The organism is Clostridium bowmanii (assembly GCF_018861315.1).
Classification (GTDB): domain Bacteria; phylum Bacillota; class Clostridia; order Clostridiales; family Clostridiaceae; genus Clostridium_AD; species Clostridium_AD bowmanii.
Genome location: NZ_JAHLDL010000016.1, coordinates 40,417 through 56,299 on the forward strand (window position 1 = coordinate 40,417; position 15,883 = coordinate 56,299).

16 protein-coding genes are annotated in these 15,883 nt (G+C 31.7%); 2 read left to right on the top strand and 14 right to left on the bottom strand.

The genetic code is table 11. The features are described 5' to 3' along the window. Positions 1 to 15: 15 nt before the first annotated feature. The 14 genes from KPL51_RS12205 to KPL51_RS12270 form a co-directional block, all read right to left on the bottom strand. Positions 16 to 180, bottom strand: a complete 165-nt coding sequence (locus KPL51_RS12205) for a hypothetical protein (RefSeq protein WP_216161861.1) — start codon at positions 178 to 180, stop codon at positions 16 to 18. An 18-nt stretch (positions 181 to 198) separates the two neighbouring features. After that, a complete protein-coding gene (locus tag KPL51_RS12210; protein WP_216161687.1) occupies positions 199 to 573 on the bottom strand; it encodes a DUF6262 family protein in 375 nt (124 codons plus the stop codon). After that, positions 573 to 2,534 carry a tyrosine-type recombinase/integrase gene (locus KPL51_RS12215; RefSeq protein WP_216161689.1) on the bottom strand — a complete coding sequence of 654 codons (1,962 nt, stop codon included), beginning with the start codon at positions 2,532 to 2,534 and terminating at the stop codon, positions 573 to 575. The genes KPL51_RS12210 and KPL51_RS12215 overlap by 1 nt, the downstream gene beginning before the upstream one ends. Then, positions 2,535 to 3,662 (bottom strand): tyrosine-type recombinase/integrase, encoded by a 1,128-nt coding sequence (locus KPL51_RS12220; protein ID WP_216161692.1) that lies wholly within the window; start codon positions 3,660 to 3,662, stop codon positions 2,535 to 2,537. Positions 3,663 to 3,809: 147 nt separating this feature from the next. Further along, the gene (locus KPL51_RS12225) at positions 3,810 to 4,166 is read right to left on the bottom strand and encodes a hypothetical protein (RefSeq protein WP_216161695.1); all 357 of its coding nucleotides are present in this window, start codon (positions 4,164 to 4,166) and stop codon (positions 3,810 to 3,812) included. A gap of 698 nt (positions 4,167 to 4,864) precedes the next feature. Next, positions 4,865 to 6,859, bottom strand: coding sequence for a hypothetical protein (locus KPL51_RS12230; RefSeq protein ID WP_216161699.1), 1,995 nt, complete (start codon positions 6,857 to 6,859; stop codon positions 4,865 to 4,867). 240 nt (positions 6,860 to 7,099) lie between these two features. Beyond that, positions 7,100 to 7,474, bottom strand: a complete 375-nt coding sequence (locus tag KPL51_RS12235; protein WP_216161701.1) for a type II toxin-antitoxin system death-on-curing family toxin — start codon at positions 7,472 to 7,474, stop codon at positions 7,100 to 7,102. Next, the gene (locus tag KPL51_RS12240; RefSeq protein ID WP_216161704.1) at positions 7,471 to 7,644 is read right to left on the bottom strand and encodes a hypothetical protein; all 174 of its coding nucleotides are present in this window, start codon (positions 7,642 to 7,644) and stop codon (positions 7,471 to 7,473) included. The genes KPL51_RS12235 and KPL51_RS12240 overlap by 4 nt, the downstream gene beginning before the upstream one ends. Before the next feature lie 214 nt (positions 7,645 to 7,858). Beyond that, a complete protein-coding gene (locus KPL51_RS12245; RefSeq protein ID WP_216161707.1) occupies positions 7,859 to 8,644 on the bottom strand; it encodes a hypothetical protein in 786 nt (261 codons plus the stop codon). 20 nt (positions 8,645 to 8,664) lie between these two features. Continuing rightward, positions 8,665 to 9,528, bottom strand: coding sequence for a tyrosine-type recombinase/integrase (locus KPL51_RS12250; RefSeq protein WP_216161710.1), 864 nt, complete (start codon positions 9,526 to 9,528; stop codon positions 8,665 to 8,667). A 338-nt stretch (positions 9,529 to 9,866) separates the two neighbouring features. Then, positions 9,867 to 10,106 carry a hypothetical protein gene (locus tag KPL51_RS12255; protein ID WP_216161713.1) on the bottom strand — a complete coding sequence of 80 codons (240 nt, stop codon included), beginning with the start codon at positions 10,104 to 10,106 and terminating at the stop codon, positions 9,867 to 9,869. 246 nt (positions 10,107 to 10,352) lie between these two features. After that, positions 10,353 to 12,167 carry a DUF927 domain-containing protein gene (locus tag KPL51_RS12260; RefSeq protein WP_216161716.1) on the bottom strand — a complete coding sequence of 605 codons (1,815 nt, stop codon included), beginning with the start codon at positions 12,165 to 12,167 and terminating at the stop codon, positions 10,353 to 10,355. Between the two features lie 73 nt (positions 12,168 to 12,240). Then, complete coding sequence (locus KPL51_RS12265; protein WP_216161718.1) at positions 12,241 to 13,089, bottom strand: hypothetical protein; 849 nt, start codon at positions 13,087 to 13,089, stop codon at positions 12,241 to 12,243. Between the two features lie 306 nt (positions 13,090 to 13,395). Further along, complete coding sequence (locus KPL51_RS12270; RefSeq protein ID WP_216161721.1) at positions 13,396 to 14,010, bottom strand: hypothetical protein; 615 nt, start codon at positions 14,008 to 14,010, stop codon at positions 13,396 to 13,398. A gap of 809 nt (positions 14,011 to 14,819) precedes the next feature. Here KPL51_RS12270 and KPL51_RS12275 point away from each other — a divergent pair. Both KPL51_RS12275 and KPL51_RS12280 read left to right on the top strand, forming a co-directional pair. Then, positions 14,820 to 15,275 (top strand): hypothetical protein, encoded by a 456-nt coding sequence (locus KPL51_RS12275; protein ID WP_216161724.1) that lies wholly within the window; start codon positions 14,820 to 14,822, stop codon positions 15,273 to 15,275. Further along, on the top strand, positions 15,268 to 15,807 hold the full coding sequence (locus tag KPL51_RS12280; RefSeq protein WP_216161728.1) for a hypothetical protein: 540 nt from the start codon (positions 15,268 to 15,270) through the stop codon (positions 15,805 to 15,807). The genes KPL51_RS12275 and KPL51_RS12280 overlap by 8 nt, the downstream gene beginning before the upstream one ends. Positions 15,808 to 15,883 lie beyond the last annotated feature (76 nt).

Sequence of the window (15,883 nt, forward strand, 5' to 3'; positions counted from 1 at the left end):
CCTAAAACATTTTCCTTATTTGCTCAAAAACGCCTTGTTGGGAATACTCATATATATGTCCATTTTCTCTGCTTTAGGTTTAATTAAAAACTTTTCAAGAACTAGATTCTCCATATCTTCAGATATATTTAAAAATGACTTCTCTTTCAAATTCTGTATATACTTTTTATCAATAACCATAATTTCTCTCCTTACACTTTATATTTTTTCGTATATTTTACCTCTAAGAAACTCTAATTGCTCTTTGAATTTCTTGTTTTCTGTTTCAAGTTTTTTAATCTTTAGATCCTTTGCCATTATGATAACATCTTTAGATTTAGCTGTTTTATCATATTTAGCTCTTTGATTCATATTTCTGCTTGTTTGCTTATCCCTAAGTTCTTCTATTCTTTTCTTAGTTTCTTCATTTTTATAAAGAAAAGTTTTAGAAACGCCACTAAGCTGAGAAACACTATTAAAGTTAACTTTTTGTTCAGTCAAAGATAGTTCTCTAATGGCTTTATCAACTTTTTCTAAAGTAATTCGGGTCTTTTCTTCTGCGTATTTCTTTAATCCTTTAGTACTTCCAGCCATTATGTATCCTCCCCCGACTTACTGTTCTTATGTACTAATTTTTGCTCTTTAACTTTTTCTAATGTTTTTTGAAGCAATTGTAAATAACCTTTATTCTTTTCAGCCCAAAGTTCTCTACCACATCTATTACTTATTTCTATTTGAGTTTTAACCTTCTCAATTTCTTCCTCATATTCAGGGACATTCTCGATAGTAGTGCAGAAACTTGCACAAGTTAAACAATGGTTCATCTGTTGCTTACAAGGTATTTTAGAAGCTTTAAAACATACTCCAAAAGGAACTCTTACAGCATCCAAATTCTTTTTAACATATTCATATCTGATAAGATTTTCTCCTGCGTCGGTTGAAGCATCTACTACTATAATCTCATTAGTTTCTGTATTCACTTTAAAGAGTTCTAAATCCTCAGTATTCTTCCATTTCTCATAAAGGGCATTTTCACTTACAGTAGCATAATGAACTGTCATTTGAAGGCTCTGATGACCTAAAATCTGCTGAATAATACTTATACCCATACCTTGCTCAACATATTCTTTGGCTCTTGTGTGTCTTAGAGAATGAAGCCTAAAATGATATAGCTCGCCATTAACATCTCTAATATCTTTTTCTTCAATGAGTCTTTTAATGGTTTGTAATAATGCTGATTTGCTTAATGGCCTTCCTTTTAACTTTCCGTCGTAAGTATTAAATAAATACTTTTTAGGATTATTGTCTTCCTTACTTAATTTTTTAGCTTCGTCAATAGACTTTTGAACCATTTCAGCAACCTTATTCCTTATAGGAATTTTAAGTTGTGCTATACCTGTTTTAGTTATTTCGCCACAAAGATAGTAATTATAGCTTTGCTCTTTACTATTCCATATTTGTTCTAAGCAATTATGATATCTAAGATTTAGTATATCAGTACCACGCCATCCTGTTTCTCTAAGAAGAATATAAATAGGTATATACTGTGATCTATCTAAATTCATAGTATTGTTATCTAATTGTTTTATTATAGGCTCTGGAATAAATTTAGCTGTTTTAACTTGTATAGACATTGTATCCCTATGAGGCGTATCGTCTTTAAATATTAAAAATGCCAACTCTTTACAAGGTGCTTCTGTATATTGAGCCAATTGAATATAGTGTAAAAATATTCTTACATACGATAAAAATTTACTCCTGTAATGATTGTTTTTTTCTTTATGATCATTATTTATCCAGTATAAATAAGTCTCTATATTTTGTCTTGATAAGTCCTTTAAAAATCCATTTGAATAACCATTTGAGTAAAACGTATTAAAAAAATAATTCAATACATTTATTATTTCAACACAATGACTCCACGATTTTCTTGTTATTATTGTTATAAAGTAATGTTTAATCGTCTCTCTATAATAGATAGGAATACTATTAAAATTAATAGAAATATTTTTACTGTTATTAGCACCACTTGCAGGTATTTTAGAGCCTTTAATATTTTTTGAATACCATATATCTTTTTCAGTTTCTTCCCTATCATCATAAAAATCTTTAATGAAATCTATTAACATATTTGTAAACGAAAAATATCTTGTTTCTGTTGGCGAGTATTTTACATCTTTATTTATTAAATATAATTTCCATTTTATATATGTTTTTTCTTTATCTAAATTCAAAAAGCTTCTTATATCATTGCTATTTAAAAAAGCACTTAAATGTTTTAGAACTCTTCCCTGTCTAACTATTACTTTATTAGTAAGATATTTATTCTTAAAAGAGTATAGGAAATAGTATTTCATTTCATTTTTTAAGTCTAGGTTTTCAAATGTAGAGAAATCTATATTTCTATATGTATAAATTCTTTTTCCTATAAAAATATCTTCTGTTAAATCCCATTTATCATTTTCTAACCAATATCCAATATCTTGTCTAAGATATTCAATAATATCATCATGTTTACTTTGTTGATTACTATTTATCTTTTGTAAATTCTTCACCTATTCTTCCTTCTTGTTGTAAATATCTAAGTCTAAATTAGGTTGAGTTTTATTAAACTCTGACCTTATTTCTTCGTTAGAAGGGTGTATATAAGTGTTTAAAGTAGTATAAATATTTTTATGGCCTGCTCTTATCCTAAGCAACTCTGGTTGCCATCCAGCCATTCTAAGAACTGTTAGCGAACTATGCCTAAACATGTGTGGAGTAGAATATATGTCAGTTTTCTTTTTAAATGTTCTAAATAAATTATCAACACAAACATAATCCATCGCTTTATGTTTGTGTTCACCACTTATTTTTATGAATATATGGTTAGTTACAACCCCTTCATTATGATATTCAGCGATGTATTCCATAAACATATTAGCTAAATTTTGAGATATATCGATCCTTCTTGCACTTGAAATAGTTTTAATTTCCGCGTTATTCTCAAGTTCACCTCTATCTTGAATATCTATAATCATATCACTTATATTGAAATCTTCTATCCATAATGATAAGGCTTCGCCTATTCTAATTCCTGTTTCATATAGTAATGCTAATAGAAACTTATCTCTAAGGTTATTACAAGCTCTAACGAGCGTTCCTATTTCCTCTTTAGATAAAGTCTTAGGTTTAGACTTATGAACTTCTAGTTTTAATATATTACTTGTAATTTTCTTTTGTTCGTAAGCTATTCCATATAAAAATCCTTTGAAGTTTCTACTCGGAGTAGATACAAACTTTTTAAGTCTATCTGAAATATTATTACTGTATTCTTCATGTCTTAAAATATAGTCGTAGAATGTTAAAACTGCATTTACTACAATATTTACTGTTCTTGGACTCCTTGCAGCATCTATTGGTTTAACAGGGATAACCTTTAAGCTCTTATACGGATTTTGTAACCAGTTTACAAACAACGCTAAGTCATCAATAGTTACTGCTTGAAAATCTAATTCTCTTTGTTGTAAATATTCAAAGTATAGCTTTAAATGCTGACAATACATCCTTAAAGTATTCCTTGCAGAATTGGTGTTGTCCTTAAACCTAATAAACTTTAATATCGGTTCTATAGGCAATCCGTTATCATCTATAACAAAGTATCTTTCCTTACCATCTTCTTTTTTCACCTTTACTACTTCCATAGTTCTATATCCACCTCTATGATTTATTTAATCATAGGGTTTACTATAACCACTCTGTTTATTCAAACTATTTATATAGTAGTTATAGTTATATATTTATATAAAAATGTACTATGAATTACTATAAATACTATCTAATTAAGTACACTATATTCCATAAAGAATCAGTAATTTTTCAGGAACAAGACCGTACGGTACCATTAAGCTAATACTAAAGTCCGAACTTAGAAGCATTAGTGCATTAGTATAGTTTTTACCATTAGAGCAACTTATAGAATCAACATATTCTGGCAATGTATAGCCAAAGTCTATTAGTTTATTTATAGACACAATATCTTCTTTATCTTCTGCTATTAGAATGTAACCGCCTAAGTCCTTTTCTCCTCTATCTTTTCCGTAGCTATCATCAAGTATTGTTGCAATTTCTAATGCTTTTGCCATTACTTCTACTGGTAGGTCTTTTAGAGTTTCTGCTTCTGATTTGTGAGCTATCTTAATCATCATTTATTCCTCCCTTGAATTCTATTACTCTTATATCAAGGTTATATTAACTATTTGATTTTTCAACAGATACGGATACAACAAAAAAGCCTAAGACAGATTTTACTCCATCTTAGGCTTATTGCATGTTTCACTGCTTAATTATGATTATGCCTTGAAGAATGAGACATGCAAGGGGTCAGAAGGTGTTGATAGGTATGGAAAGTAGATTTGATGATGGATAGGTGAATTCTTTTGCAGTGAATTTCTATGAAGTTTTGCAGTGAACTAAAAAAGAGAAGAACATCTTCTAAAATGTTCCTCTCCTATTTTCTAATTTCATTATTCTTTGTAAGTTTATGATAGGTTCATCACCAGTTTTTAGTTATATTGTATACTAATTTTAGATGAAAATAAAAGCCACCATACCAAAAGATATGATGACTTCTACTGTATATTTAGTTATTTGATTTCTATATAATTTCCACAACATGGTTTGTGGAGTAGTCAGTGATAGGCTCTGGCTTTAGTTGTAATTGATGTATCTGATGTGATTGTTTTGAAATATTGTGGATTTGTATTTTAAAAATAGAGAAGGACAGATCCACAACTGCCCTTCCCACATTATTATTGTTTAATTCCACTCAAGTTCAAATTCTTTATTTTGATACCTCTCGAGTTACCTCTGAAAATATTTGAGAATTAGTTGAGTTTGACTTCAGTTATTTTATTATTGTAGCAGTTATTGTTTGACCAACTGCTGAATTACCATTAGCATCTACAACTTCTGTAGTACCTTTCTTTATAGTTATAGTTACAACATCAGTATCCTTAACTATAAAGTTTCCTGTTACTGGAGCTACTGTAAATGTTTTTCCTTGAGTTACTATTGATGGTGCGCCAACCGTTACTACAGTTCCATTAACTTTTACTTCTAAGTCATCAGTTGCATTAAATGTTTCAGCGGCTCCACCATATGTGCTTTCATTAAATTTTACTGTTATTTGATTTGGAGCTGTTACTTCTGCTGCTGCTATTGGTGTAACATTTTCAAGTAATCCAGCAACTGCTTGATCAAATACCTTTACAGCATTACCATCTATATCTTTAATTCCACTTATTTGTATTTGGTATGCGCCATTATATTGGATTATAGCTGGCAATAATGTTAATTTTACATGTGTATCATCGCCTGTAAATACAGCCTTACTTGCTATAACTTTTCCATCTACCTTATAGTTATTTACATTTAATGCTGTAACTCTATCCAAACTATTATCAAAATCAACTACTATAACATTAGGATCTACTGTGTTAGGATTTACAGTAGTTACAGTAGTTTCTGCTGTAGTTGCTTTAATCTCAAAAGATACATTTGTATCCTTTAATGAATTTGGTGTAGCAGCAGTATCAGCTACAATACTTCCTATTTTAGCTGTGTAAGTTCCAGGTAGTAAAGCTTGAAGACCTGCTGCATTTCCATCAACATCATCTGCATTAATTCCAATTGCATCTGTAACTGTATCATTATTTAAATCTAAAGCTTTTAAGTTTGCATTCGTTACATCAGTTACAGTAACATCTGACTGTTCAACTCCATCAGCATCTATATAGTTCAATGTTAATGTGCTACCTGCTGTAATAGTTACAGCTTTATCAACAGGGAATACTACATAATTTGTTCCACCAATATTTTTTAATTGACCTACTGTGCTTGTTAATGATGGATTAGTTGCTGCGAAAGTTAACATTGAAGTCTTAGTTGAATCAGCTGGTGTAGTTGGATTTCCAGTCACATCTTGGAAATCTGAAACTGTTATTGTGTGTAATCCAACTGTTAAATCAGTATTAGTATTAAGAGCTTTCATGTTAACTATAAATGTTTTATTATCAAGGGTAGTAACATTAGCTGTAACTACATAAGCTGCTAATCCACCATCGATTTTAACTTTAAAGTATTTACCAAGTGCTGGTCCACTAGTAGAATCCTTTAGAGCCTCTGAGAACTCAACTTTCATCTGTGAAAGATTTATAGGAGTCATTGCAACTACTGTTGGTGCAACAGCATCTGCTGCTAGTGTAAATGACTGTACTGTTGGATTTGGTGTTACTAAATTTCCTGCAAAATCTACTAAGCTTGTAGTTACTATCTTATATGTCTTTGCTTTAGTTAATGATCCTACATTTATTGTTACTGATTTTTTATCTAATGAAACAATGTATTCAGCATTTGTTAATGTTGTTAATACATCTTTGTCATTATATACTTTAATAGCTGCAAGAGCTGCAGTTCCATTAGCTAAGTTTACTTTTTCGCTAAATGTAAGTTTAACTGTACTAGCATCTTTTAATTCTGGTGTTGCAATAGTAGGTCTAACAGCATCAACTAAAGATACCAATCCTTCATATGCTTTAGCTAGTGCCTTACCATTAGCATCTAATATATTAGTATTTGCTGTAACAACATAGTTTGTTGCTGTTGAAGTTAAAGCAGTACTATTGTTTAGTGTTAAAATAACTGTTTTACCATCTGCATTAAGCTCAGCAGCATCAATTGTAAGAGGTGATCCTGCTACTGGAGTAATGCCATAATTTGTTTCATTTTGAGCAGTTGTAGCATCTACTGAAGAATTAAATACAACTTTTACTTCTGTAGCGTTAATCGCACTAAGCCAACCAAAAATGTTCCAATATTTGTATACCTGAAACCTGGTCATATCAATGCTTCCCAATGTTAGTAATTTTCACTATTGTTCAAATATTATTAGAATATTATTAGTTTCACTAATAATTAGGTTTCTAATATTAATTTTTATATAGTTATTCTATAGTATTCTTGTAACATTTAGCGAAAAAAAATAACAGCAACCTTAATCGCTGTTATTTATCAATCATTACTAATGCATTTAGCACATAGAGTTATTTTTCTATGATATCTCAAAATACTTTTTCCAATATTACAAATGTCTTCGAATCCAATCCTCAATATTCTCTTTTAAATATTCTTTTTGTGCAATTTTTAATCCCAATTCAACTAATTCGCTTTGATTATATTTTAATTTAATATTACTCAACTTGCACAAAACTCCCATCAAAGTAATTCCTAATCTTTTATTACCATCTATCATTGAATGATTATTTATTACTGAATATGCTATAGATGATATTTTTGTTATATCATCATCATATAATTCACACCCATCGAAAGTTTGAAATGCATTCTCCAACGCACTTTTCAATAATTCAATATCTCTTATTCCATGGCTGCCACCAGACGCATTTATAAGCATTTCATGAATTTCTAGCACTTCATTAATTTCAAGCTTTATCATTTTGCAAGCTCCTTTAGTGCTTCTATATTATCATTAATAAAATCTTCTGCAATCTTTAAATGTTCTTTCTTTTCCTTTGATTTAACAAATTCTATAAAATCAATTATTTCCGCTTGTTTAGCTTCTGATAATTTTTGTACTTCCTCATATATCTTATCTGCTAATGACATTCATATTCACCTCTTTAATTTCTATAATATCTATAATAGTATTATACCATGATTTTTGCCTATTAAACATAAAATATTCTGTCTTTTCTATTTGGATTACATTGCACTTTTTCCTTCAATGCCTCCTTAGATAGTCCTACTACAATTTCAGCCTTTAGATCATGACTCATAAAAAATAGCAGCGACCTTAATCACTGCTGTTCATACTGATATATTAAGCATTTAGCATTGCACTTGCCCTATGGCTATACCCATACTTATTAAAGAATTCTATTAACGCTACCTCTAATACTTGCCTTTGTGTTACATGCTTTTCACTAGAAAATTCTTTAAGTAACATTTTTAAACTACTCATCATTGATGCAGATAATACAGTTGTTATTCCTGGAAGTAAATATGTTGGTATACATTGTGCCTGCTTCTCTGGGTTAAAGTTTTCCATTTCCCTATCATTATTACTCTGTAGCATCTTTAGCAGCGGTAGGTATTGGTTAATGTCTATTCCACCTACTACACCCAATACATTCAACTCCTCCAATTGCTGCTCAATTGGTTCTTTAGGTATATCTTTCGTTGGCTCATTATCTTCCACTTTTCCAGTTTTCATTATATAATTACCTTTTTCGCTATCCCATGAACAGTTATTCCTTTTCATATATTCTGCCATCTCAACATGAGTCCTAAATTCAGCCTTATTAGCTACTTCTAGCATATCTTCTAACCCACTATCAAATAGTGCTATTACTTTTCCTACTCTAGTACCAGCTATTTTTACTTTGTTTAACCTATCCTCAAAGGCTAGTTTAGGAACTTCAACTTCATAGTTGTGAATTTTGCCATTCCATTTCCAATTCTTTCTTCTCATGTACATGTCTAAGCCCTTGTAGTCCTTATAACCAAGTTCTAATGATATTTCCTCCCTTCTCTTACCCTCAGCTAAGCCTCTTAAGATCCTAGTTATTTTATCATCATATATAGGTTTTATTAATGCTTCCCCCATTACTATTACACCCCTTCTTTTTATATTTCGTTTACTGCTGCTCTTAGCTCATTATTATTAGTATGCATATAGACTGATGTTACTCTAACGTCTGCATGTCCCAATAGTTTCTGTATTTTAACTATATTTACATTTTTTAACACCAGGCGAGATGCGAAGCTATGACGAAGTGAGTGACAAGACACAGATTTCTCCCACCCTAGCCTTTTAACTGCCTTGTTTATCTCTGAATTAATATATTGTGAAGATAGCTTACCTGATTTCTTTGTAGCAAAGAAATTTTCACTACTTACCTTTGGTCTTTTATTCTTAAGATAATCTGTTAGGATTTCATTTAGTTTGTCATTAATAGGAATATCTCTATCTTTATTACCTTTCCCAGCTATAACATGTATTACTCCCTTTTCAAGATCCACCTCTTTCAATTTTAAGTTTGTACATTCTGATACTCTCATGCCTGTGTTGTACATTGTATTTACAGCTATTGCTATTATTTCAACATATATTTCATCTACTAAGGTGTTAACTTCATCATCTACAAGATATGTTCTTTCTTTTCTCTTGAACTTAATTGTATCAATGCTTAATGTAATATTTCTATCTACTAATTCCTTCTTATAGCAGTATTTATAGAAAGCTCTTAGTATATTAAGGCTTATACTTCTGCTCGATGCTGCTAATCCATTAATTTGCTGGGACTTCAAGTACTCCTCTAAATTGTTTAGCTTTATATCATTGAGATATGGAGGGAAATTAAACCTTGCCTGTTGGTATCTCTGGAACTTATTTAATTCTTTCATGTACCCTTTTACGGTTTCACCACTTTTCTCTGTATATATTAGATTTTCCTTATACTCAGCAATTGTTGACTTTAAAGTTATCATAGTATCTCTTCCTTTCTTTATCTATATCATTTCTATAATATATAACTCAAAATTCATTTGTAACTATTTGTCATTATTGGGTATGTTGTTTACTGTTTCCCTATGCTAAGTAGGGAATTGAGATTGTATTAGGGACTCGTTAATCGCTGATTTTACTAACTTCTAAGCAGCTATTCCCTAATGCCCTATTATTTAAAAACTACTACCTATATACCTACGAGTTATTTGCTAGAAACGATTTGCACTTAACGCTACTTGTTACATGTTACTTATATCGTTAATGAGCCTTACCGCTACAACATGATTTATGTTACTAAGTACCTATTTGATGATACAGTTTATGTTATTCCCTTTTGTTCTTTCTTCTTTTGTATCCACTTTTGCTGTTTTGTTTGTGGAGATGGTGCCTCCGATTCCTTTTGTTGAGTGGCTGCATTCCTTCTCCCGTTCCTTGTTTGCTGAGGATTTCCTAGGAAAAACCGTTGAGAAAAGCTTTCTTTACCTTTTTCCTGCCTTTTGATTCTGCTGCTGTATTCGAATTTTCTCTTTTCTTTATGCCGCCATTCCCTGACCTGCATCCACTTTTGCTGCTTTGTTTATTGAGATGGTGCCTCTGATTACTTTTGATGCGTGGCTACATTCCTTCTCTTGCTCCTTGTTTGGCTATCGTCTTTCCTGGAAATCTGCTCAGAATCCAGCTCCCTCCTTTTGTTTGGACACTGCCTCTACCATTGTGGATTTTTTTAGTTGTATGCTGCAAGCCCTTCCGTTGCTCGTTGCTTGGCAACGAGCATCCCTTTCTCGTACCTTTTGCAACTTAATTGCTACATGTCGCCCATTTTATCTATATCATCTAGTTCTACTGGACTTACTTCTTCTTCTATCATCTTAGCTACACTCTCTTGGTTAATTTTAATTACATAGCATTTTGTGTCTGGGATACTATTTATGTGCCTCTTTCTATATGTTTTACCTGTTTCACAATCTAGCAGCCCCTTTTCTTTCCATTTTTTTATTACAACTTTTGGCTCGTTAAAACCATTCTCTGTCAGTATTTTCTCTAATACACTTGCAATTACCACTATTTGCATTGGACCGTTTTTATTAAATCCCTTACGCTCAATGACTCCCCAAGTTTCTTTATCATATGATGGTGTAGATAGTGTTTTGTTATATTCGTAATGTACACCGAATTTTGATTTATTTTGAGCTATCTTTTCCATTAGAATACCTAATGCCTTAGTTGCAATGTCTTTATCATCAGCTAATTCAATTTCATTATCAATGAGCATTTTTTCTATTCCACTTATATTTAGATCCATTCCCATTAGCTTCTTCATTATTTCAGCTGTTGCAGTTATTAGAGCGAATTTACCTGCTATTCTGTCCTTAAGCTGACTCTCTGGTATATCTTTCTTTAGACGTTCTGCACATGTATCATACACTTTCCTTACTTTATCTTTTCCACATCGCATTAGATATCTTGCAAATATACTTCCGTAATGACCATAGTTTGCTATTACTGTTCTTTTTATTAAATCAGAATGAGCTGCATCTTTTGTCCATGTTATGTTCCCAAATTCAAATAGTCTTGCCCTAATGCCTGTGTACTCACTGCTTTTACTCGTTAATGAATTTTCACCTGTTGAGATAATGGTAGTCCTCCATACTTTCGGGTCTTTAATCTTACAGTTTTTACTCAACCTAAGTTTGTTCTTACCTGATGTTAATGAGTAGATTATACTTGTCAAATCTTTAATGGTACACATACTTGATTCATCGAATAGTATTGGTACACCTATATTTCCACCCATGCTTTCATGCATAGCATTTCCTGTAGCATTCCATGTCATGAACAGCCCTTTTTCTGTTTGGTTGGGTGAACCAAATGCCGATATTGCAAGCATTGCAGCAGTAGTTTTCCCTTTACTGCTATCACTATATATGTGAATTAATGGACTTTCCATCCCTAGATCATTGCCTAAGTATCCTACTAGTGCAGCTGAAAATCCTATTACTAAAGCTAGTTCCAATTCAACATTTCCTATTACACTGCTTTTCACCATATCCATCCACACTTTACCACTACCCTTAGGCTTTATTAGCAGTTCCCCCTCATAGGTGGATTCAAAGTCATCTGCTTTTTTAGCTGCTAGCGTTTTGTAATGATTGTAGTACAACTTATCATTGTAGTATCTAAAACCCAAATTAGAGTAGCTATATGTTTTAGGAGCAAATTCTCTTTCATTCCTTAGATGCTTTATTAGTGCCTTTGCATTTATTTCGTTAACATCTAATCCCTTATCCAACAGATTCATTATCTTATTTTTAGATGCAATCTCACCTAATTCTACGCTGATATCTTTTGTATCATATCCATCATCAACAGTTAACACAGCTCTCATCTCCTCAGTATCAATATTTTCATTTATCTCTTTTACTGTGGAATAGTTTGATACTTCCGTATATACAACATTTCCACTATTTTTGTCCATATGCCATGTGCACACTTTATCACCATATAGCACTACATCCTGATGACGGCTTTTGATTACTTTCTTGGTAATAACACTATTACTATTTTTACTTTTATTGCTATTGCCCTTATATGTTAACTCCTTCATTTCTTGAAATGACATGCTTAACTCCCCCTATTATCAACCTTATTTAGTTTGGGAGATGCAATCTACACCAGCATCCCCCATGTTTTTACTATTTCATAGTTATTATTGCAACAACTTTATCACCGCTCATTTTGTACTCAACTTCATGGAAGGTAATACACACTCTATCTGTAAAATCCAAGTCAAACTTTTTAGTTATTGCTTTTATTAAATCTACTTTGTATATAATTCCTTTGTATATAATTCCTTTTAATACAACTTCAGATGTAACCTTCTTCTTTGGTTTATTTCTACATATTTTAAACGCATTTTCACTATTGGGTAATGTTGCTGAGATCGCAATCTTATCAGCACTAAGCTGTATTCTTACAGCTTTTGGGTTTCCTATTTCTTTCATTACGCATTTAGCAATCTCAAGCCTTTTACATTTTTTTGAATTTACTACTGTCAAAACACCAGGTTCTGTGATATCTCTGCCGTATGTCTCAGCTTCTTCTTCTTCAAATTCGCTACCATCAAACTCTTCCAGTTCTTTTTTTTCTACTTCTGTATCTTGCTCCTCTACTGTTTCATTTTGATTCTCAGGTTCTTTTATTCCCAATTCTTTAGCAATTGGTTCCGCAATATCGCCTTCACTCTCTGATGTTTCTCCTTCTTCGAACTCATCTTCATCATCTTCTTGATTGTCATTATCTAACTCTAAATCTTCTTCTTCCAACTCTAGATCTTCCTCATCCAACTCTAACTCTTCCTCTTCCATCTCCTCTTGATCTTCCAGATTGTATTCGTCTTCTTCAGTTTCCTGAGAATCATACTCTCCATCGTCCAACTCTTCTTCTGATTCAACATCTGAGTCAATTTCCATTTCACTCTCTTCAAGCATTGCCTCTTGCTCTACCTCTAATTGTTCGTTATTGATTATCTTTTTCTTTGCCATTAATAACACGCTCCTTCTTCTTAATAACTAGAGTATACTAAATTTCTATACAATCTAATACGTATCAGTTATTGATAAAATCGCTATTTGTATACGCAAACACATGTTCTGACCCTCGTCACCGATTATTACTCTTTTTGCCATTAATAACACACTCCTTTTTCTTGAATAACTAGAGTATACTAAATTTCAATACAATCTAATACGTATCAGTTATTGATGAAAGTGCTATTTTTATACGCAAACACATGTTCTATTTATAGGCAAAGTTAAAGAGCAGAATCTCTTCTGCTCTTTAGTTAACTTTTATTTTTCATTTCCTGTTTTTTTACTCCATTCTTCATCACTCATTTTCTTAACGAATTCATTCATCTGTTTAACTTTTTTCATCACCGCTTCATGATAAAATTCGCAATAGAGTACTATTCTATCTTCTGGTGATGTTGAACGTATACTATTAAAATTTCTGTTTATCTCCTCCAAGAGCTGTTGTTCCATTATGTAAGTTACATCTTTAGTATTATAGAACATTCCTTGTATTGAAGCTAAATCTTCAACATTGAGTTCTTCTACATTTTCACCAAACATAAGTCTATTTATTTCTGCTTTCTTAGAATAGAGCTTTGTGAGAAACTCTTTTGTTTCTTCAGTACTTTTATTATCAAACATCTTAAAATGATTAAGCATAAGACTCCAGTTTGTCTTTTTACTTAGAGGGATATCATAATTTCGTTTTGCTTTAAATTCGCTCTTATCAATACCTAGCATCGTGCACAGTTCACCAAAATTTTTCAGTATTTTTTTATATGCGTAGTCTTCATCATAATAATCTATTGGGTATATTTCCTTTGCTAACTGTTTCAAAGAAATATAGCCTTCTTTACCACTTGCTTTACTAGAAAAAATATCATTTGCTTCCATTCATTTCTGCCCCATTTCATCTAAATTATATATTTATAACTATATCACATGATTAGTAGATTAGCACACCTATTTGTAAGTAACCTTATATTTATACCCTTTTATTACAACACACTTTTGCTGATGAATCACTGATATTTTTCTACCTTACCCCTGTTGATTCCTTTAGTCATTCAATCTAGTTCGTTTCTTTTTATTTTTTTCGGGACTGTTGCCGTGGGTTCCTTGATTTGCAAGCGGCTATGCCTTTCCTTGCTCCTGGTTTGAGTTGCGATTTTTCCACAAAACTTTCGCTAGACCTGATGTGTACATTTTGTTGATTCTTTTTCCACTTTCTTTTTTTTCGATTGGTCTGCCCATTCATGTGTTCTGCCCTTTGCTTTTCCACTCCAATGCTTTTGCTGTGCCTATTTTCCTTTTGCTTTGGGAACTGGGACTGCAACTGGGACTGTGAGAGTTGTTGATTTGTATGGATTTGTCACGAAGAGTCCCCTTTCCCTTGATTCTGTTTTTGGAAGCATTTCTATCATGATTCACTTGCAAAATGGACTAATAACCCCGTCAGTACTACTTAATACTAACTATTATTTATTATTTATGTAGTATTTGCTCTTATATATTTTATATTTTTATTTCACTACTCTCTACTATATTTGGCTTGTAGTTTTGGATGACCCTCTTGTATTTTGGTATCCCTTATATTTGATGTTTTTCTACCCTTCTATGCGCTGCCTAGATTTTATTTCAAAATATTTTAGGTTTCCCCATAACATTATATTAATCAAAATTTTATGGAGGTTTTATATATTATGGATAATGAAATTAGACAATCAATGTGTGCACTAAGCTTCTCTGAAACTACTGAGAAGTTAGGACAAAACAAGATCAAGTACCTATTAGTTCAGCTAGATGAGTGCAAGGCTTTAATTAAATCACTAAAGAAAAAGAGTACATCTGCTTTATCTGAGCCAGAATTATTTCACTTAACTAGGACTTTAGACTTACAGGTCAGAAAAAAGAAAATTCTAGCTGATAAGTTATTTGACCTAGGTTATATCACAGATAGAAGAGGTCGTCCTAAGAAAAACATCAATGATAGATACAAATCTAATCATATTCGAATGGCTTGTTACTTTACTCCCCAAAATATTCAAGATATTAAGATTTTAAAGGAGGAAAATAGTATTGCTAATGTATCATCCTTTCTAAATGAACTTATAGCTGTTTATTTTTCTGCAACGAAGGATGGTGTTATTAATGACTAAGAAAACTAAGACACAAATAGGTATGGATATGACTAGAAATGCTATTTTAGTACATCAAAGGCTCGCTAATGCTGCTTTAAGGGAGAAAAAAATAATGGAGTCTGAGGGCATCATTGTACCTGGTATATCTATATCAGTTAAAAGTGCTGATAACCCACCATGGAATCCAGATAAATACTTTATTAAGAGCTATACTTCTTGCATTGAGGAGGTAAAAAAAGAATATGGTCTTACTATTGCTGAGATGGGTATTATATACATGCTTTCATCTTATATCGACTACGAAAATAATCTTATTTCAAACCATGATGGTACTCCTATTATTAAAAAAGACTTAGAAGCTATTCTAGGATTAGGTCAGAATGCAGTAGTGAAACATATAGCATCCCTAGTTAGTAAAGATATAATTGTCTCTTCAAAGAATAAGCGCAGTGTTAATTATTATCTCAACCCTAGGATCTTTTATATGGGAAACAGAATTGATAGAACACTTCTAAGTATGTTTCATACAGATATCAAATCCTTTAAGTAGTTTTTTTAATGAATATAGCCCAATTTTGGGGTCACATTTATATGTAATAGTGCCCACTTTTTGGGCACTATTTTTC